Source organism: Saccharopolyspora gloriosae (assembly GCF_014203325.1).
Classification (GTDB): domain Bacteria; phylum Actinomycetota; class Actinomycetes; order Mycobacteriales; family Pseudonocardiaceae; genus Saccharopolyspora_C; species Saccharopolyspora_C gloriosae.
Genome location: NZ_JACHIV010000001.1, coordinates 2,627,384 through 2,645,860 on the forward strand (window position 1 = coordinate 2,627,384; position 18,477 = coordinate 2,645,860).

At 71.0% G+C, this 18,477-nt stretch carries 19 protein-coding genes and 1 pseudogene; 9 read left to right on the forward strand and 11 right to left on the reverse strand.

Translation table 11 applies throughout. The annotated features are described in order from the left end of the window. Positions 1–43 precede the first annotated feature (43 nt). Positions 44–1,666, forward strand: a complete 1,623-nt coding sequence (locus BJ969_RS11585; protein ID WP_184478941.1) for a flavin-containing monooxygenase — start codon at positions 44–46, stop codon at positions 1,664–1,666. 18 nt (positions 1,667–1,684) lie between these two features. Here BJ969_RS11585 and BJ969_RS11590 read toward each other — a convergent pair whose 3' ends face one another. Both BJ969_RS11590 and BJ969_RS11595 read right to left on the reverse strand, forming a co-directional pair. Continuing rightward, positions 1,685–2,341, reverse strand: a complete 657-nt coding sequence (locus tag BJ969_RS11590; protein ID WP_184478942.1) for a M15 family metallopeptidase — start codon at positions 2,339–2,341, stop codon at positions 1,685–1,687. Between the two features lie 449 nt (positions 2,342–2,790). Beyond that, entirely contained in the window at positions 2,791–3,399 is a 609-nt protein-coding gene (locus BJ969_RS11595; RefSeq protein WP_184478943.1) for a TetR/AcrR family transcriptional regulator, read from the reverse strand. A 135-nt stretch (positions 3,400–3,534) separates the two neighbouring features. On the opposite strand from BJ969_RS11595, the gene BJ969_RS11600 reads away from it, so the two are divergent. From BJ969_RS11600 to BJ969_RS11610, 3 genes are read left to right on the forward strand one after another with little or no spacing between them, the layout of a single operon-like run. Beyond that, complete coding sequence (locus tag BJ969_RS11600; RefSeq protein WP_184478944.1) at positions 3,535–4,032, forward strand: methylated-DNA--[protein]-cysteine S-methyltransferase; 498 nt, start codon at positions 3,535–3,537, stop codon at positions 4,030–4,032. A gap of 1 nt (position 4,033) precedes the next feature. Further along, positions 4,034–4,510, forward strand: a complete 477-nt coding sequence (locus BJ969_RS11605; RefSeq protein WP_184478945.1) for an RNA polymerase sigma factor — start codon at positions 4,034–4,036, stop codon at positions 4,508–4,510. Then, positions 4,507–5,100: a methylated-DNA--[protein]-cysteine S-methyltransferase gene (locus BJ969_RS11610; protein ID WP_184478946.1), complete on the forward strand. Its 594-nt coding sequence runs from the start codon at positions 4,507–4,509 to the stop codon at positions 5,098–5,100. Before BJ969_RS11605 ends, BJ969_RS11610 begins: the two co-directional genes overlap by 4 nt. 429 nt (positions 5,101–5,529) lie before the next feature. Here BJ969_RS11610 and BJ969_RS30805 read toward each other — a convergent pair whose 3' ends face one another. After that, a complete protein-coding gene (locus tag BJ969_RS30805) occupies positions 5,530–5,862 on the reverse strand; it encodes an effector-associated constant component EACC1 (RefSeq protein WP_184478947.1) in 333 nt (110 codons plus the stop codon). Between the two features lie 154 nt (positions 5,863–6,016). Between BJ969_RS30805 and BJ969_RS11620 the strand changes: the two genes are divergently transcribed. Beyond that, the gene (locus BJ969_RS11620) at positions 6,017–6,355 is read left to right on the forward strand and encodes a peptidase inhibitor family I36 protein (RefSeq protein WP_221315783.1); all 339 of its coding nucleotides are present in this window, start codon (positions 6,017–6,019) and stop codon (positions 6,353–6,355) included. A 375-nt stretch (positions 6,356–6,730) separates the two neighbouring features. Here BJ969_RS11620 and BJ969_RS11625 read toward each other — a convergent pair whose 3' ends face one another. The 6 genes from BJ969_RS11625 to BJ969_RS11650 all read right to left on the reverse strand — a co-directional run bounded on the left by BJ969_RS11625 (position 6,731) and on the right by BJ969_RS11650 (position 12,005). Further along, the gene (locus BJ969_RS11625; protein ID WP_184478948.1) at positions 6,731–7,087 is read right to left on the reverse strand and encodes a putative quinol monooxygenase; all 357 of its coding nucleotides are present in this window, start codon (positions 7,085–7,087) and stop codon (positions 6,731–6,733) included. A gap of 266 nt (positions 7,088–7,353) precedes the next feature. Beyond that, positions 7,354–7,569: a DUF2277 domain-containing protein gene (locus BJ969_RS11630; RefSeq protein ID WP_184478949.1), complete on the reverse strand. Its 216-nt coding sequence runs from the start codon at positions 7,567–7,569 to the stop codon at positions 7,354–7,356. Between the two features lie 131 nt (positions 7,570–7,700). Continuing rightward, a complete protein-coding gene (locus BJ969_RS11635) occupies positions 7,701–8,537 on the reverse strand; it encodes a citryl-CoA lyase (RefSeq protein WP_184478950.1) in 837 nt (278 codons plus the stop codon). After that, positions 8,534–9,760: a CaiB/BaiF CoA transferase family protein gene (locus BJ969_RS11640; RefSeq protein ID WP_184478951.1), complete on the reverse strand. Its 1,227-nt coding sequence runs from the start codon at positions 9,758–9,760 to the stop codon at positions 8,534–8,536. The genes BJ969_RS11635 and BJ969_RS11640 overlap by 4 nt, the downstream gene beginning before the upstream one ends. Next, complete coding sequence (locus BJ969_RS11645) at positions 9,757–10,524, reverse strand: IclR family transcriptional regulator (protein ID WP_184478952.1); 768 nt, start codon at positions 10,522–10,524, stop codon at positions 9,757–9,759. The genes BJ969_RS11640 and BJ969_RS11645 overlap by 4 nt, the downstream gene beginning before the upstream one ends. 104 nt (positions 10,525–10,628) lie before the next feature. Further along, positions 10,629–12,005: an MFS transporter gene (locus tag BJ969_RS11650; RefSeq protein WP_184478953.1), complete on the reverse strand. Its 1,377-nt coding sequence runs from the start codon at positions 12,003–12,005 to the stop codon at positions 10,629–10,631. Positions 12,006–12,413: 408 nt separating this feature from the next. On the opposite strand from BJ969_RS11650, the gene BJ969_RS11655 reads away from it, so the two are divergent. After that, positions 12,414–13,382: a GlxA family transcriptional regulator gene (locus tag BJ969_RS11655; RefSeq protein ID WP_184478954.1), complete on the forward strand. Its 969-nt coding sequence runs from the start codon at positions 12,414–12,416 to the stop codon at positions 13,380–13,382. A gap of 86 nt (positions 13,383–13,468) precedes the next feature. Then, on the forward strand, positions 13,469–13,996 hold the full coding sequence (locus tag BJ969_RS11660) for a DinB family protein (RefSeq protein ID WP_184478955.1): 528 nt from the start codon (positions 13,469–13,471) through the stop codon (positions 13,994–13,996). A 69-nt stretch (positions 13,997–14,065) separates the two neighbouring features. Here BJ969_RS11660 and BJ969_RS11665 read toward each other — a convergent pair whose 3' ends face one another. Further along, positions 14,066–14,605, reverse strand: coding sequence for an AAA family ATPase (locus BJ969_RS11665; RefSeq protein WP_184478956.1), 540 nt, complete (start codon positions 14,603–14,605; stop codon positions 14,066–14,068). A gap of 251 nt (positions 14,606–14,856) precedes the next feature. Between BJ969_RS11665 and BJ969_RS11670 the strand changes: the two genes are divergently transcribed. Next, entirely contained in the window at positions 14,857–15,486 is a 630-nt protein-coding gene (locus tag BJ969_RS11670) for a class I SAM-dependent methyltransferase (RefSeq protein ID WP_184478957.1), read from the forward strand. Positions 15,487–15,538: 52 nt separating this feature from the next. Here the strand turns inward: BJ969_RS11670 and BJ969_RS11675 are convergent. Next, positions 15,539–17,104: pseudogene (locus BJ969_RS11675) on the reverse strand (substrate-binding domain-containing protein). A gap of 397 nt (positions 17,105–17,501) precedes the next feature. Here BJ969_RS11675 and BJ969_RS11680 point away from each other — a divergent pair. Further along, positions 17,502–18,467: a 5-dehydro-4-deoxyglucarate dehydratase gene (locus BJ969_RS11680; protein WP_343071350.1), complete on the forward strand. Its 966-nt coding sequence runs from the start codon at positions 17,502–17,504 to the stop codon at positions 18,465–18,467. Positions 18,468–18,477: the final 10 nt, after the last annotated feature.

Here is an 18,477-nt window from a genome sequence, read left to right on the forward strand (position 1 = left end):
GGGAATGCGGCACTGCGGACGACCGGCGCGAGCGGATGGCGACATGCGAGCTTCTTCGACCTCCGATGCCGGGGGCCCGATCGACGTCGACGCGGTGGTGATCGGAGCCGGGTTCGCCGGGCTCTACATGCTCCACGAACTGCGGTCGCGCGGTTTCTCGGTTCGCGTGCTGGAAGCCGGTTCGGACGTCGGCGGAACCTGGTACTGGAACCGCTACCCCGGCGCTCGCTGCGACATCGAGAGCGTCGACTACTCGTATTCGTTCTCCGAGTCGCTGCAACAGGAATGGGAGTGGTCGGAGCGATATCCGGCCCAGCCCGAGCTCCTGCGCTACCTCTCGCACGTCGCGGACCGGTTCGACCTGCGCCGCGACATCACGTTCGACGCGCGGGTCACGGCCGCGCACTTCGACGAGGCCGCCGCGTGCTGGACGGTGCACGCGCCCGGACTGCCGCCGGTGGTGAGCCGGTTCTGCATCATGGCGACCGGATGCCTGTCGGTGCCGCAGGTTCCGGAGTTGGCCGGACTGGACGACTTCCAGGGTCCTGTGCACCACACCGGGACCTGGCCGGAGTCCGATGTGGACTTCACCGGCCGCGCCGTCGGCGTGATCGGGACCGGATCGTCGGGGATCCAATCGATCCCGGTGATCGCTCGGCAGGCCGCGCGGCTGACGGTGTTCCAGCGGACGCCGAACTTCTCCGTGCCCGCCTTCAACGGCCCGCTCGACCCGGACGAGGTCCGCGAGATCAAGGCGAACTACTCGCACCGGCGCCGGGCGAATCGGGCCAGCGTGGCCGGCTTGGAGTGGGCCGCGAACGAGCAGCACACCTTCGACGTGGACGAGCACCAGCGGCGCCGCGAGTTCGAGAACCGATGGAGACGCGGCGGTTTCCACCTGCTCGGTGCTTACGCCGACATCAGGACCGACCAGCGGGCCAACGACGAAGTCGCGGAATTCGTGCGCGGCAAGATCCGGGAAGCCGTGCACGACCCGGCCACCGCCGAGGCGTTGCTGCCTTACGAACATCCGCTGGGCTCCAAACGGGTCTGCGTGGACACCGGCTACTTCGAGACCTACAACTACGACCACGTGGCGCTCGTCGACCTCCGGAAGAGTCCACTGGAGACGGTCACGGCGCGGGGCGTGCGCGCGGGCGGGGTGGAGCACGAGCTGGATGCGCTGGTGCTGGCGACCGGGTTCGACGCGATGACCGGGGCGCTCAACCGCATCGACGTGCGGGGCCGGGACGGCTACGAGCTCGCCGAGGAGTGGAGCGGCGGACCGGCCACCTACCTGGGCCTGGGCTCGGCGGGATTCCCGAACATGTTCGTCCTCGCCGGCCCCGGCAGTCCATCGGTACTGGTCAACATGGTCACGGCCATCGAGCAGCACGTGCAGTGGACCGCCACCTGCCTGGAACACCTGCGCCGCAACGGTTACCGCAGCATCGAGGCCACCGAGCAGGCCCAGCACGACTGGGTCGAGCACGTGCGCGAACTCGCGGCCGAGACCCTGTTCTCGAAGGCGGCGTCCTGGTACCTCGGGGCGAACGTCCCCGGCAAGCAGCAGGTCTTCATGCCTTACGTCGGCGGACTCGACGTCTACGAAGAGATCTGCGAGGCGGTGGCCGCCGACGACTACCGCGGCTTCGACCTGGAGTGACCTCGTGCGCCGGATCGGTCACGGGAGTTCGAAGTGCTGGTAGTCCTTGGGGTCGTGCCAGCCGCCGCCCCAGGCCCAGCCCGCTTCGGTGAACACCCGCACGGCGGCGTCGCCCTCGTGCAGCATCCCCGGATCCGTCCGGGTGCGGTCCAGGTAAGGACGCGCCGTGGCGGGCTGGAGTTCACCGTCGGTGCTGATGTACGGGTTGACCAGCGGATTGATGTCGATGGCGCGCCCGTAGGCGTGCTGCGACCAGCTGCCGCTGCCGCTGATGCCGCGGCAGCTGAACGCGGAGGTGTTGTCGTCGCGCATCGACAGCTCGTCGGAGGCGTCCTGGTATTCCCCGGCCGGGCGCATCCGCTCGACGGGGAACCGCAGCTCGTGGAGGCGGGCGAACGCGGCGATGGTCTGCGGCACCCGGTCCTCGTGCACGATGAGCCGCCCGGTGCGCTCGCGGCCGTCCATGCCGACGTGGCTCAGCCGCAGCAGCCGCAACCGGTCCGGGGCGACGGGGCATTCGGGCCGCCAGCTCGGGCCGAGTTCGGCCGCGTCGACCCGGTGCACGCTGGAGGTGAACTCCGGCGCGGGTGCGCTCGCGGGAGGTTGCGGATTTCCGCACTGCGCGGTCGATGCGGCGAGCGCGCACGCGAGCAGCGCGGCGTGGGACTTCCTCATGGCGGCTCCCTCACTTCCCGGTCGACCGCCAGTGTGCGGGTGCGTCGGCGCCGATTCGACCGCTGGGAAAGGAGAAGATCCGCACGAAAGTGGTCATCGGAGGTGTTCTTGTGTTGCGAATGGACAGTCCGCGGTTCACGATCTCGTTGTGGGATCAGCGGTCGCGGAATCCGGAATTCGCAGTCCGGCCCCGAAACGGACGCATTCCGGTGCCGCGACGGTGTTCTGAGCACCAGCGGACGGCCAGGCCCCGAACCGTCGCCGTCGCCGCCGGCCCACCTGTTGGAGAGCGGAGGTCGTGACTCCCGAACGACCTCCGCCTCCAGCGCGCCGGGAATCCCGCTGCGGCGCCACCGGAATCAACCGGACGCGAGCGGAATCGCGGTGGTCTCCCGGAATTCGAGAACCTCGACGTTCAGCCGGACGAACTCGTTCTCGGTGAGTTCATCTCAATTCTTGCGCAGTCCGTCGAACGCGACGGCCACGACCAGGTCCGCGAGTTCCTCCGCGCCAATGCCGCCGCGCGGCCGATACCACTCGACCAGCGAGTTCACCATGCCGAACAGCAGGCGCCCGACGGTGGCGGCGTCGAACTCGGGCCGGAGGTCGCCGTCGCGGACCGCTTCGGCGACGAGGTCGGTGATCAGCTGGTCGAACTCCCGGCGGCGGGCCAGCGCGGCGCGTTCCACCTTGGTGTTGCCGCGCACCCGCAGCAGCAGCGTCACGAACGGCAGCCGGTCCACCAGTACCAGGACGCTGCCGCGCACCAGGTGCTCCAGCCGCTGCACGGCGCTCTCGTCCCGCGCGCGGGCGGCCGTGGCGGTCGCGAACAGCCCGTCCAGCGCCCGGTCGACGGCGAGCCGCAGCAGCTCCTCCTTGCTGGGCACGTGGTGGTAGATGGCGGACTTGCTGATGCCGAGCTTGCGGGACAGGTCCTCCATGCTGGTCCCGTCGTAGCCGCGCTCGTTGAACAGCCGCACCGCCACGGCCAGCAGGGACTCCAGGTCGTAGCCGGGGCGACCGCGCTTGGCGGCGCGCGCCGGTGGTGCCGTCGTCATGCGGTGGATTATTCCAGTACGCAATGTCCGACCGATCATGTCTCCTCGACCTCGGGCGAGTCGGAGGGGCTCACGTTCGGGGCGCGGCGCGCGTCTGCATAGTGGTAAGCGCAGGCGCGGAGAGGGGAGCCGATCATGACGACGGTGCACGCGGTGATCGACACACCGCTCGGGGGACTGACGCTGATCGCCCGGGACGGGAGCTTGGCGGCGATGCACTTCGACGGCGGCAAGCACCCCCCGAAGGAGTTCGGCGAGCGCGCGGACCTCCCGCTGTTCGCCGAGGCGCAGCGCCAGTTCGAGGAGTACTTCGAACGACGGCGCACCGAGTTCGACCTGCCGCTCGCACCGCGCGGCAAGCCGTTCCAGCTCCAGGTCTGGGAACTGCTCAAGGAGATCCCGTACGGCGAGACCCGCACCTACGGCGACCTGGCGCGGCGGCTCGGCGACGTGAACTACTCGCAGGCCGTGGGCGCGGCGAACGGGCAGAACCCGCTGTCGGTGATCGTGCCCTGCCACCGGGTCATCGGCGCCGACGGCAGCCTCACCGGCTACGCGGGCGGGCTGGACCGCAAGCGCTACCTGCTGGCCCTGGAGGAACCGGCCGCGGTGGACGCGGGCAGGCTCTTCTGAGATGACCCCGTTCGAGCGGATCGTCACCGAGCACGGACCGGTGGTGCTGCGGGTGTGCCGGGCCGTGGTGGGCCCGGACGACGCCGAGGACGCCTGGTCGGAGACGTTCCTGGCCGCGCTGCGGTCCTATCCGCGGCTTGACCCGGGAGCCAACGTGCAGGCGTGGCTCGTCACGATCGCGCACCGCAAGGCCATCGACATCACCCGCGCGCGGGCGCGCCGCCCGGTGAGCGTCGAGCACGTCCCCGAACGGCCCGCCGTGGACGGGCTGCCGCGCGAACCCGACCCGGTGTGGGCGGCGTTGCGGGAGCTGCCCGACAAGCAGCGGCAGGCGGTGGCCTACCACCACGTCGCGGGCCTGCCCTACCGGGAGATCGCCGAGCTCGTCGGCGGCAGCACGGAGGCCGCGCGCCGGGCCGCGGCCGACGGCATCGCCCGGCTGCGCGCCACCATCGGCACGGAGGAGGGGAAGTTGTGACGGACCAGGGAGAAGCGCCGGTGCGCGACGACGCGCTGGAACGGCTGCACGGGAGGCTCGCCATCGCCGCCGAGCGGGAAGGACTGCTCGACGTCGCCTACCGCACGGTGGACTCGCCGGTCGGATCGCTGCTGCTGGCCGCGACCGAGCGGGGACTGGTGCGCGTCGCGTTCCCCGGCCAGGACCACGAGGCGGTGCTCGCCGCGCTCGCCGACCAGGTGAGCCCGCGGGTGCTGGCGGCCCCGGCGCGGCTGGACGCGGTCAGCGCGCAGCTCGACGAGTACTTCGCCGGGCGCAGGCACGAGTTCGACGTACCGCTGGACCTCCGGCTGTCCACGGGCTTCCGGCGCGCGGTGCTGGACCACCTGCCCCGCATCGCCTACGGCGGCACGGAGAGCTACGCGCAGGTGGCGGCGGCGGCCGGCAGCCCGCGCGCGGTCCGCGCCGTGGGCACGGCGTGCGCGACCAACCCGCTGCCCGTGGTCGTCCCGTGCCACCGGGTGGTCCGCTCCGACGGCTCCACCGGCGGCTACGCCGGCGGCCCAGAAGCCAAACGGACCCTCCTCACCCTGGAAAGCCGCGGACGGTGAGCTGGAGCCTCGGCGATGTCCTAGCCCGCGGGGCTGCGCATCCGGTGCACGGCGAGATCGCGGTCCGCGCACGGAACCGCTGAGCCCCGGTGGCCGGGGCGCTGCTCTGCAGGGAAGCGCCGAAGAAGAGGCTCGCCGACGTAACCCACGCGATGGGCATAACTACGGGACGGAGATCAGCTGACGCTTGCGAGGGCGCCGAGAGCCCGGGCGATGCGCGGTGTTCGGCCGACTTACACCTCCGGTGACGCACTGCACCGCGGGCCGCCGAACAGCGCGCTGGGGACTTCGGCAAGCAGCAGCAACGTCAGCGGACGCACCTGAGCCGATCGACCAGGGTGGGAAGCACCTGGCCGTACACCACCCGTACCGGGTGGGCTGGGAGCCGGTCGAGCCCGTCTTGTCCGAGCAGCCGGGCCTGGCTTTCGATCATTTGCGAATCGCCCCGGACTTGACGGCCGGCGCCACCGCGTCCAGCACCGGCCCCGGCGCGTCGGGCGGCGGCGGGGTCTCCAGCGCGGACACCCGCCCGCGCAACTCGTCGACGTCGCGCAGCCACTGGTGCAGCGACCGCAGGCGATCAGCGGAATCGGGTCCGACAGCCCGCACTGCGACGTCCATGGCGGTTTCCCAAGTCGGCGTAGGCAGATCACGATCGACCGCAGTGATCGAGCGCCCCGGCAGGACCGGTTTGACGAAGTTGCGACGTTCCGCTGATGCGGCGGTGCGATCGGGCCGGGCCTCGATGCCCTGTGTCGGCACGGACTCCGCTGGTCCGTTCGGGTGACGAGGTGAGGAAGTGGACCTTGGTCGTGCGGGGTCTGGCAGGGTGCGCGCCGTGAGTGTGAAAAGGGGCTCACGGTTCGGTTTCTGTTTGTCTGAGGGGAAAACAGTGCGCGGAGTGCAACGAGGTCTCGTGGTGTTGGTCGCGTCGGTGATGGCGAGCTTCGTGCTGGTGACGCCGTCCGGTGCCGCGCAGGAGGGCTACGACCGTTGTCCGCACGGCTCCTTCTGCTTGTTCTCCGGGGTCGATGGCACGGGCGCTATCGGGATCTTCGAACAAGGTTCGCCTGACCTGCGCCAGCAGGGCGTGGACAACAGCGTGTACTCCTTCTGGAACCGGTCGGCGCGGCAGTTCGAGGGTTTCGACGGGTACGACTACGAAGGTCAGCTGACCCTGCGGCAGGGGGCCTACGGCGTTCCCAAGAACAGCGGCCCGACCGCGGTCCCGACCAGCTCGGCGCGGGTCTCGTGACGGTGGGCTGACAGCCGCCGGGCAGGTCGCGAGGCCTGGCTTCGTCGCTCACCCCGGGCGGAGCGGGATCTTGCTCCGCCCGGGGGCGTCTCGCGGACGCCCCCGACTTTGCTCGCAGGGGGGCGTTGTTGCTGCGGATCAGGTGTCCCGCGCGGCCGATGGCAGTGGTGTCGGCGGGTGCGATGGTCCGGGTGAACCTAGGTGTCGCTGCCGTTCGCCTGCCGCCGCCCGTCCGATTCGTCGGCACGTCTCGATCATTCCGGTTGAACTGCGTGGGTCGGCGACGCTCCGGTCTCAGCCGCTAGGCGGCGGAGTGGTCCCGGGGTGGTGGAGGGGATGCCGTGGCGGGCGCTGTTGGGTGGGGCTCTCGCGGTGTCAGTCCGCGCTGGTGGGGGGAGCCGCGCCGGAGACCTGGGCCGCGACGTCGTAGATCTCGGCCTGGTAGTCGAGGATTCGCACGCCGTCGAGGACGGCGCGCACGGCCGCGAGGAAGTTCTCGTCGGCGTTGTGGGCGTCGATGGCGGCTTGGTCGCGCCACCCTTCGATGAGGTGGATCGTGTTCTCGTCGGTGAGGTCTTGCGCGAACACGTAGTACGTGCAGCCGTCCTGCTGGGACGTGGTGGTCAGGTGCGGCAGGACAGCGTCGATGAACGTCGTGCGGTCTTCGGGGTGAACCGTGTAGTAAGCGCTGATGATCTTGCCGGTCGGCGCGTGCTTGGTGTGGGCGATCATGGTTTCGCTACGTCCCTCGTTGTCCGTTCCGCGGGCCGCGAACGGGTTTCGCGGTGCTGAACTCACGCTACGTGATTCTGGTCCGATCGGTCAAAAACGATCCGGCCCCCGCGCCTCCCGGGAACCCTTGCCGCGCGTTCGGGCACGTCGGCGATGACGTGATCGTCCTTCGCGGACTTGGATCGACTCCGGCTCCGCCCATGGCGAGGTGGAGTGACGTGCCTCGGTGCCTCGGTGCCTCGGTGCCTCGGTGCCTCGGTGTCGGGTCAGGTTCGGGAGCCGCGGACCTCCAGGGAGTCGAGTAGTTCCGTGGTGGCTTGCGCGATGGTGTCCACTGCGCGGTCGAAGGCCGCGGCGTTGTGCGCGGCGGGCCGGCGGAATCCGGAGATCTTGCGGACGTACTGCACCGCTGCGGCGCGCACGTCATCGTCGGTGACCTGCTCGGCGTACGGCGGGCGGAGGGTCTTGATGCTTCGGCACATGCCCCGCATTGTCCTCCGTCCACCGCCGATGGCCGCGCCGCGAGAGTCCCGTGCGGCCACGACCGGTTCGCCGGGCAGGTGCCCGACTCGCATGTCGCGGCCGTCGATGTCGGGCACCGAGCCCGATCCCCTCATGCGAGGTCGCGGCGCGGCTCGCCCTCGTAGGCGGCGAGCAGCGGCCGCGGCAGCGGACCCTTGATCCGCGTGCCCGCGGACTTCTCCTCCCACGCGTGCGAGAGGATTCCGACGCTGCGGGACAGGACGAACAGCCCGCGCCCGAGCTCCGCCGCGAAACCGAGCTCGCGGTAGATGATGGCGGTGGCGCCGTCGATGTTCATGGGTACGGGGCGGCTGCGGCCGCGGGCCAGCGCGGCTTCGAGCGCCGTTCCGGCGCGCAACGCCCGGCCGGAGATCTCACCGGCTTCGGCCGCTTCGCCCGCCAAAGCCAGCAGCGGGTCGCGGCGCGGATCTCGGGGGTGGAACCGGTGCCCGAAGCCGGGGACGGGCCGCCGCGCGTTCCGGTGCTCGGCGACGATCCGTTCGGCCGCGGAGTCGGGGTCGGCTCCGCCCGAGATCTCGTCTTCGAGACCGGCGAGCAGTTCCATGCACTGCTGCCCGGCGCCGCCGTGCACGTCCCCGAGGAGGTTCACCCCGGTGGCGACGGCGTTGTTCAGGCCCACTCCGCAGGTGGCGGCCATCCTCGCGGCGGCGATGGACGGCGCCTGCGGCCCGTGGTCGACGGCCGACACGAGCGCGGCCTCCAGGAGCCGCCGCTGGGCCTCGGTGGGCCGCTGCTCGCGCAGCATCAGCCAGACCATGTCCACGAAGGAGACCTGCCCGATCAGCTGCTCCACCGGGTAGCCGCGGAGCAGGATCTCACCGGGACGGATTCGGCTGATCCCGGTGCGCCACCAGCCGGTGACCTCGTCCTCGTACTGCTCGGGGGTGTCGAAGGCGGGGGTGCTCATACTGCTCCTTCCGCGCGCAGCGCGGCGATGTCGGTGGCGTCGTAGCCCAGTTCCGCGAGCAGGGCGTCGGTGTGCTCGCCGAGGAGCGGGGGAGGGCAAGCCGGGGTCGCGGCGGTCCCCTGAACGCGCACGGGGCTGCCGAGGACCCGGAGCGTCCGTTCCGGGTGTTCCGGGAACGGCAGGTCGTGGACGAAATCACGCGCCTCGACCTGCTCTTGGCGCAGCGCGTCCGGAACGGTGAGCACCCGGGCCGCGGGAACTCCCGCCGGAGCCAGCAACCGCTCCCACTCCACCGCCGTGCGGGCGGCGAGCGCCGCCTCAAGCTCCCGGGTCAGCTCATGGCGGTGGACCTTGCGCGCCGTCCGCTCGGCGAAGCGCGCGTCATCGGCGAGTTCCGGGCGTCCCACGACCCGGCAGAGCGCGGCGAACTGGCGCTGCTCGTTGGCCGCGATGTTGAGCAGGCCGTCGGCGGTGCCGAAGGTGCCGGAGGGGGCCGCGGTGACGTTGTCGTTGCCGATGCGCTCGGGCTCCTGGCCGGCGATCAGGTGGTTGGAGACCGCCCAGCCCATCGCTGTGAGCGCCGACTCCAGCATCGACACGTCGAGCATCGTTCCTTCCCCGGTGCGGTCGCGATGCACCAGCGCGGCGGCGATGGAGAACGCCGCGGCCATCCCGCCGAGCGTGTCCGCGACCGGATATCCCGCGCGCAGCGGACCGGATTCCCGGGTGCCGGTGGCGCTCATCATCCCGGACAGCCCTTGCACGATCTGGTCGTAGGCGGGCCGGTCCCGCAGCGGGCCGTCCTGCCCGAAGCCGGAGATCGCGCAGTACACCAAGCGCGGATTCGCCTCGCGGAGCCGGTCCCATCCGAGGTCGAGCCGGTCGAGCACGCCGGGGCGGAAGTTCTCCACGAGCACGTCGGCCTGCTCGACGGCGCGCAGCAGCACCGCGCGTCCGCGCTCGCTCTTGAGGTTGACCGTCATCGACCGCTTCCCGCCGTTCTGGGCGAGGAACGAGGCCCCGAGCCGCTGCTCGTTCAATTCGGTTTCGGCGCCGAGCCGCCTGGCGAGATCACCGGTTCCCGGGATTTCGACCTTCACCACGTCGGCGCCCAGCAGCGCCAGCTGGTACGCGGCGAACGGGCCGGCGAGCACGTTGGTCAGGTCCAGGACCCGCACGCCGTCGAGCAGTTTCCCCGCGGGCGGGGCGGGCGTCTCGTTCATGAACCACCTCCGATGAAGCGCAATTCCGACAGCCGGGTGGCCGCTCTGCTCAGCGCGGGCAGGAACGCTGCGACGTTCTCCGCGGTGAAGCGGCTGGTGGGACCGCCGAGGCCGACCGCGGCGACGATCCGGCCGTCGGGGTCGGTGATCGGGGCGGCGACGGCGGATACGCCGTGCTCGCGTTCCCCGTGGCTCACGGCCCAGTCCTGCGCCGCCGCCCGGTCGACGCGCTCCGCGAGGGCCGACTCGAATTCCGGTCCGCGGGCTGCGGCCATGGCCGCGCGGTGCAGCTCCTTCGCGGAGCAGCCCGCCAGCAGCACGTGCCCGGACGCGCCCGCCCACAGGGGCATCGCCTCGCCGATGCGCACCACGTGGCGGAGTTGCTGAGTTCCCTCGTGCTGCGCGACGCACAGGCGGGAGAGTCCCTGCCGGACGTAGATCCGGGAGGACTCGCCGCCCGACTCGGACGACAGCGCGCGCAGGCACTCCACCGCCTCGGGGGGCAACTGCCAGGCGTCGTGCGCCAGCTGCGCCCAGCGCAGCAGTCCCGCCCCGGGCGTGAGGCGGCCGTTCGTGCTGGTCCACAGGAGCCCGTTCTGCTCCAAGGTGGTCACCAGGCGCACGACGGTGGACTTCGGCAGCCCGGTGGCGTCGGTCAGCTCTCGGACGCTGCGCGAGCGGTGCGTTCCGTCGAACAGCGCGAGCAGTTCCAACGCCCGCACGACGCTGCGCACGCCCTCGCCGCCCTCTGCTCCCGTGGGCATCGGCAGTACCTCCTGATCGGCTGGTCGACGCCACCGCGGTCGTGCGTCTCCGCCGGACTGTTGTATCGGTGGATGGCATTCAAGTGCCACCTGATGGTACGTGCTCATGTCGTCGGGCTGGAGGTCGAGGCTTCGGTGCGGTCGTCGCGCCGGTTGGTCTCGCGGGCCAGTGCGACCGTCACCACCGTGACTCCGCACGTCAGCAGCAGGAACACCACGACGCCGGTGATGCTCTGGTCGAACAGCAGCAGGAGCGAGCTGGCGACCAGCGGAGCGAGCCCGCCGGTGAGCACGGTGCCGAGGTTGTTGGCCACGCCGACCGCGGTGAAGCGGACCTTGGTGGTGAACAGCTCGGCGAAGAACGCCGGTTGGGCGCCCAGGACCGCCGACTGGCCGATTCCCAGCGTCAGCACGAGCGCCAGGCAGATCAGCCAGGTCTGCTCGGAGTCGACCATGCGGAAGAACGGATAGCAGGCGCCCGCCATGACCAGCGCGCCCAGGATGCTCACCGGTCGCCGCCCCCAGCGGTCGGAGAGCCAGCCGAACAGCGGCACCGAGGCGAGTTTCACGACCGACACGACCATGATCCCGGTGAGCACCGGAGCGGTGGCGAGTCCGGCGTTCTCGGCGTAGGCGACGGAGAAGGTGCCGAACACGTAGTAGCCGGTGTTCTCGGCGGCCCCCGCGCACATCACGATGACCATTTCCTTCGGGTACTTGCGCCATGCTTCGACGAACCGGCTCCGCGCGAGCCGATCGCGCCACGGCGCCCGCTCGGGGGTGTGCGGGTTCTCGGCGGTTTCGCGGGCCTGGCGCGCGAGTTCCTGCTGGAAGTCCTCGGTTTCGTCCAAGGAGCGGCGCACCCACAGGCCGAACAGCGTGAGCACCGCGCTGAACAGGAACGGGATTCGCCAGCCCCAGTCGAGGAACGCCTGCTCGGACAAGGTCGTCGATGCGAGGGCCATCGCGCCGGTGGACAGCAGCGTCCCGGCGCCGGTGCCGATCGCCGGGAGGCTGGAGAGCAGTCCGCGCCATCGGGGCGGCGCGTTCTCGAACAGCAGGATCAGCGCGCCGGTCTTCTCGCCGCCCGCGGCGAAGCCCTGGACGAAGCGCAGCACGGTCAGCAGCAGCGGAGCCGCCAGGCCGATCGTGGCGTAGCTCGGCAACAGCCCGATCCCCGTCGTGGCGATGCCCATCAGCAGCAGGGTGACGACCAGGACGTGCTTGCGCCCCTTGCGATCTCCGAGCTCGCCGAAGTAGGCGCCGCCGAGCGGGCGGCCGAGGAAGCCGATGGCGAACGTGCCGAACGCGGCGATCGTCCCCACCAGCGGATCGCCGTTCGGGAAGTACAGCTTGTTGAACACCATCGACGCGGCCGTCGCGTACAACGCGAAGTCGTACCACTCCACCGTCGTGCCCAGTACCGCAGCCGAGATCACCCGCGGTTGGAACGCCGGGCGCCGGCTGGTTGACGTGCTCATGGAGACTCCCTTGTCGCCGATGTGCCATCTAGTGGCACAGATGTCCCGCTTGGCGGTTGAGGGATGCTAAGAGTGGACGCCTCGTCTGGCAAGACCCCGCCGACCCGGCGGCCAGGCCATCGTCCCCGCGCGTTCCAGGCCTGTCGCCGAATTTCCCCCTCCCTTCGTCGGTTTCGCGAGAAATCGGCGCACACCTGGGAGAACGACGTCACGGTCGTGGAGCCGATCACGGTGTGACGCCGGAGTTCACCGGCTCGGGGCGCGCGGTGGTGGTCGTGCCGGGAACCGGCGAGGTGCTCCTGTGGCGAGAACATCAGTTGGTGCCGGATTCTGGCCATCGGTTCGCCGGCGGTGGTAGCAGTGGATTCGGCTCCTTCCCGAGCCGTCGTCGACGAACAGGTTCCCGCCATGCACACCGTTGCCGTGCTCGCCCTCGACCCGGTCGTCGCGTTCGACCTGTCCATCCCGGTCGAGGCCTTCGGTCGTGCCCGGTTGCCGGGCGGGTCCGCCGCCTACGACGTCCGGGTGTGCTCGGTGTCCGGCGAGGTCAGCGCGGGGGCGTTCACGCTGCGCACTCCGTGGGGGCTCGACGGGCTCATCGGCGCGGACACGGTGGTCGTGCCGGGTCAGGCGGACGTGACGGTCCCGGTGCCGGGGGTGGCGCTCGACGCGCTGCGGTCGGCGGCGGCGCGCGGCGTCCGCATCGCCTCGATCTGCGTGGGCGCGTTCGCGCTGGCCGAGGCGGGTCTGCTGGACGGGCGGCGGGCGACCACGCACTGGATCGGCGCGGGCGAGCTGGCCCGCAGGCACCCGCTGATCGAGGTCGACCCGGATGTGCTCTACGTCGACGAGGGGCCGATCCTCACCTCGGCGGGAGCGGCGGCGGGCCTGGACCTGTGCCTGCACATGATCCGTCTGGACCACGGTTCGGCGGTCGCCGCCGACTCGGCGCGGCTCGCGGTGATGCCGCTGGAGCGCGACGGCGGGCAGGCGCAGTTCATCGTGCACGAGCCGCCGGCACCGGACGGGGCCAGCGTGCAGCCGTTGCTGTGCTGGCTGGAGGACCACCTGCACCTGCCGCTGACCTTGGCCGACATCGCGGAGCGCGCCGCGCTGAGCAGCCGCACGCTCAACCGGCGGTTCCGGGAGCAGACGGGGACGACGCCGTTGCAGTGGCTGCACCGGGCCAGGCTGCGTCGGGCGCAGCACCTGCTGGAGACGACGGCCCACCCCGTGGAGCGCATCGCCGAGCAGGTCGGTTTCACGTCGCCGACCACGTTCCGGGACCGGTTCAAGCGGGTCGTCGGCACCAGCCCCGCCCGCTACCGCCAAGCCTTCCGGGGTGGTGCTCCGGAGCCGGAGCCGGTCGGCGTCTGAGCTCGGACGCGGTTCCTCCGCGGTCGGCCGGGAGTGTCAGGGGTGCGGTCTACCGTCGGTGCGGAATGGCGACGAGGGGGTTTGTCATGACGACGACGGGCGCGGGAGAACGGGCGGAACTGCTGGGCATGCTCGCCGAGCAGCGCGACGCGTTGCTGCTGACGGTGCGGGGGCTCAGCGACGAGAGCGCGGCGCGACGCAGCACGGTCAGCGAACTCACCCTCGGCGGGCTGGTCAAGCACGTCACGGCGGTGGAACGGGAGTGGCCCCGCACGCTCCGGGGGCAGCTGTTCCGGGAGGAGAACGCGGCCGACGAAGGCAGGGCGAGCCTGCGGATGCAGCCGGGCGAGACGCTGGTGGAGCTGATCGACGACTACCGGCACGCGGCCCGCGACACCGAACGCGCCGCGACCGAACTGTCCTCATTGGACGTTCGGCTTCGATTACCCGAGGCGCCCTGGCTCCCGCCGGGCGCCGAGTGGTCCGCCCGGCACGTGCTGGTGCACCTGATCCGGGAGACCGCGCAGCACAGCGGCCACGCCGACATCATCCGCGAGAGCATCGACGGCGCCAGCACCACGCGGCAACTCGGCGCGGAATGGGGGTTCGCCTAGGAACCCTGCCGCGCGAGTTGAATTCCGCCGCCCGGCCCGCCACACCAGGACGGACTCCGACACGGGCGCTCAGCGGTCTTCGATGGCGTCGCGGACGAAGCGGGCGCGATCGTCGACGGGCGCCTTCGGCAGTTCCACCAGGTCGTAACCGTATTCGGCGTAGGTCTCGGCCATGACCTCGCAGGTGCGGCGGGCCACTTCCGGTGACTGCGCGCGTTCCTCGTCGGTGCGGTAGATCTCCGGCCAGGGCGGGGCGAGGAAGACCCGCCGCTCGTAGCGGAGGTCCCGCGCGGCGGCGTGCACGTGCGCGGGCACGGCAAGCCCTTCGACGCGGAGGTACCCGGCGATGTCGGGCAGGCCGCGGTCGAAGAGCACGGTGCCACCGGCGGCCGACCGGTAGTTGCGCAGTTCCCAGCACAACATCAGCTCCGCGAACAGCGCCCGATCCGCCCACGGCAGCGCCGCGCCGCCCACGGCGAGCTGATCGCGGATGACACCGCGCCCCGCCTCCTCGGAACGGGCGTACCCGGCGGCGCCGAGCCGGTCGAGCAAGGTGCTCTTGCCGGAACCGGGCCCGCCCGTCACGACGATCCGCCGCACCCTCGCCACGTCGTCCTCCTCCCCGCCCGGTCCGTCCGGACGATCCGATCACCACCGGGGCCGCGCACCGGCCGGAACCCTTGCAGGGTTCTCGGGCACCGGCGGGAAATCGCGGCCCGCGGCGCTTGACTTCGAGTTCGCTGGAACTTCTAGCGTGGATCCGGATCGGGCGGCGCCGGTCGCCTCCGCGAGCTCCCACCGCCCTGCTCGCGGTGGCGCGGTTCCGCCCGATCTTCCCGCGAAACCTGGAGGACATCATCATGGACCACACCGTTCCCATCGCCACGTTCGAGGAGAGCTACGCGGCGGGCGACCCGCCGTGGGTGATCGGCGCACCACAACCCGCCGTGGTCGAACTGGAACGTTCCGGCGCGTTCGGGGGAGCGGTGCTCGACGTCGGCTGCGGCACCGGTGAGCACACGATCCACCTGGCCCGCCTGGGGTACGACGTGCTGGGCGTCGACTCCTCCGGCAACGCCGTGGACCGGGCCCGCGCGAACGCGGCGCGGCAGGGCGTCGAGGCCCGGTTCGACGTCGCGGACGCGCTGCGGTTCGGGGGAGCGCCCCGGTTCGACACGATCCTCGACAGCGCCCTGTTCCACGTCTTCGGCCCCGAGGACCGGGTCGCCTACGCGCGTTCGCTGCACCGGGCGAGCGCACCAGGTGCCGTGCTGCACGTCCTCGCGCTGGCCGACGTCGAAGACAGCATCGGGCCGACGGTGGCCAGGGGCGACTTCGACACCGCGTTCGCCGACGGCTGGGACCTGGAAGAGGTGAGCACCACGAGTTACCGGGGAATCGCCTCCGGCGACAGCGCCCGCCGTCTCGGCGTCGAGGACGGCCGGGTCGTCGATTCGGCGGCGTGGCTCGCCCGAATTCGCCGCCGCTGAGCGAGCTGGAACGTCCCGCCTCGGGGGTCGGGGCGTTCCAGCGCTGGTCGGCTCAGGACGGACGGCACTGCAGCGGTTCGTCCAGGTTCGCGCAGGGAACGTGGCTGCGCTGCTCGCGGATGATGTCGCTGCCGACCTGGGTGGTGAGGTAGCGCAGGAAGCTCGCGGTCAGCGAATGCGGTCGCGGTTCGTCGTAGGTGTAGGCGTATTCGGTCTCCCAGAACGGGTACGCGCCATCGTTGGCGCCGTCGGTCGTCGGCTCCTGGCCGTCGATGCGCACCAGGGACAACCGGCCTCCCTCTTGGGCCGTTCGCGCCGTGCCCGCCTCGGCGTAGCCGATCGCGCCGTCGACGTCGGAGACCGCGTTGATGGCCTCGGTGGTGCTGGACCGCTCGCACCGCACCACGGTCGCAGGGGCGTCGGGGAGGCGATCCTCGCAGTTGCGGGAGTTCACGGGCGAACCTCAGGCCCCGTCGAGCACTCGCTCGGTCAGGGCCGTGCGGGTCCCGGAATCAAGATCTCTCGTGACCAGGCGGACCGGGAGGTCCGCTCCGCCGACCTGCTCCCAGTTGTCGATGCGGCCCGCGTAGAGATCGCGGATCTGGTCGGCGGTGAGGTCCTGGACCTCGGCTTCCTCGTTGATCACCAGGCTGAACAGCGACAGCGCGATGGGGCGCGGTATCAGCATCGGCATGTCGTCCGGCTTCTTCCCGTCGGAGAACGAGATCATCTCCGGATGCCCGTCCTGCGCCGCGTCGCCCGCGGCGGTGAGCGTGGTCAACCCGCCACCGCTGTCGCTGAAACTCGACTTGATCTTCGCCTGCGGGCAACTGTCCACGTAGGACTTCGCGGCCGCTTCGCCGACCGCCTTGAACGCGCTCGACCCGGTGAGCGTCAGTTCGCCCTGCGCGCATTCGAGCGAACCGCGGGGCGTCAGCTGCGCGACCGCGAGCTGCCCGAGCACGATCAGCACGAGGAAGAACACCAGCGCGAGGATCCGCCGGGGCGCGCGGCCGTGGTTGCTGGTCTCCCGGATGGCGCCGGTGTCCACGCCGCCGCGGATGCCGCCGACCACCTTCGGCTCCGCTTCGGCTTCGGCGTCGGGCGCGTGGTCCAGCGCGGCGAGGACCTTGTAGTGCGCGCCCCGGTTCAGCGGCACCTTGGGCAGTTCGATCACGTCGTCGTGGACGTGCAGCCCGGAGTTCGGGCCGAAGGAGGGGCGCAGGAAGTCGCTGCTGAGCTCGGTGACGACCATGCCCGCGACGTGGCGGCCGGGGAAGTGCACCCGGATGCCGACCTTGTCGTCGTCGAGCACCGAGTAGTCCTCGGGCACGATGTTCGTCGCGCCGTCGTTCTCGATGCGCAGCAGCACGAAGGACGGCGCGACGAGCGGTTCGCCGTCCCCGTCCCGCCGCAGCTGCTGGAGCGCGCCGGTCGTCTCGTACATGGAGTGCACGGCGTCGGTGGCCGTGGTGTCCATCTGCACCCGGTAGCCGAGCCGCTTGCGGCCCACGACCGCGAACTCGTACAGCGCCAGCCCGATGGGCACCAGCACACCGAGCGCCGCCAACGCTATTTCCCAGGGAAAATCGCTCACGATCGGCTCCCTCACCACCATCAACGCGTGGAGCCGAAACTAGGGGCGACGTGTGCCCGCCGGGGCTGGGAACCCGATCGTTCAGGGATCGTTCATCGGCCCGTGGGTGATCGTCCGTGCTGAATCCGCTTCGGCTCGGCGAACGGCGTGCCTCCGCCGAGCCGTGCGCATCTCCCCGCGAGAGCAGGAATTCGGCGATCGGACCGGTTCAGCGCGTCGGCGGAGGAACCGTGCGGCAGCACCGGGGGCGCCGCCGTCGGGCCGCGGCTGAGCGCGAACGTCTCGCCGGAGGGCGTCGGCGTGGGACGGGCGGGTGGTTCGGGAGCGGAGGAGCTGGGAGGCGTTGACAGCGGAAGGCGCGGGTTCCTAATCTCGTCTACATAAGGAATCGCCGTCTACATATGAAGACGAGATGCTCATGACTTCGACTTCGTCCGGGGACGCCTCGGCGCAGGACGTCAGCCGCTTCGCCGCCCGGCTCGGCGAACGGATGGACGCCGGTGTGCTGTCCTTCCCGCTCACCTCGTTCACCGAGGCAGGCGAGCTCGACCTCGCAGGCCTGCGGACCTACCTGGAAGGTCAGGCCGAAGCCGACCCCGCCGCGTTCTTCATCGCCTGCGGCACCGGCGAGTTCTTCTCGCTGACCCCAGACGAGTACTCGTGCGTGGTGCGGACCGCCGTCGAGGTCTCCGACGGCCGGATTCCGGTGCTCGCGGGCGTCGGCTACGGCTGGGCGGTGGCGCGCCAGTTCGCCGAACGCGCCGTCGACGCCGGTGCCGCCGCCGGGCTGCTGATGCCGCACTACCTGGTCAAAGCCCCGCAGGACGGCCTGGTCGAGCAAGTGCGCAAGGTCGCCGAGCACACCTCGCTGCCGCTGATCGCCTACCAGCGCGACTACGTCCGGTTCAGCGCCGAGAGCGCGGCGCGGCTCGCCGAGATCCCCACCGTCGTCGGCATCAAGGACGGCCACAGCGACCTCGACGGACTCCAGCGCATCAAGCTGAGCACCCCGGCGGACTTCCTGTTCTTCAACGGAGCCGCCACCGCCGAGATGCAGGCCCGCGCCTACTCGGCGATCGGCATCAGCCCCTACTCCTCGGCGGTGCACGCGTTCGCCCCCGAGATCGCGAAGGCCTTCTTCGCCGCGCTGCGCGCCGACGAGCAGGAGCGCGTCGACGAACTGCTGCGCGAGTTCTACTTCCCGCTGGTCGAGCTCCGGGACCGCGAAGCCGGGTACGCGGTGTCGCTGGTCAAGGCCGGCGCGCGGCTGCGCGGCCTGCCCGTCGGCCCGGTGCGGGCGCCGCTGGTCGATCCCTCCGCCACCGACATCGCCGACCTCGACAAGCTGATCAAGACGGGCCTGGCGCTCGTCGACCAGGCCTGAGCAGGGAGAA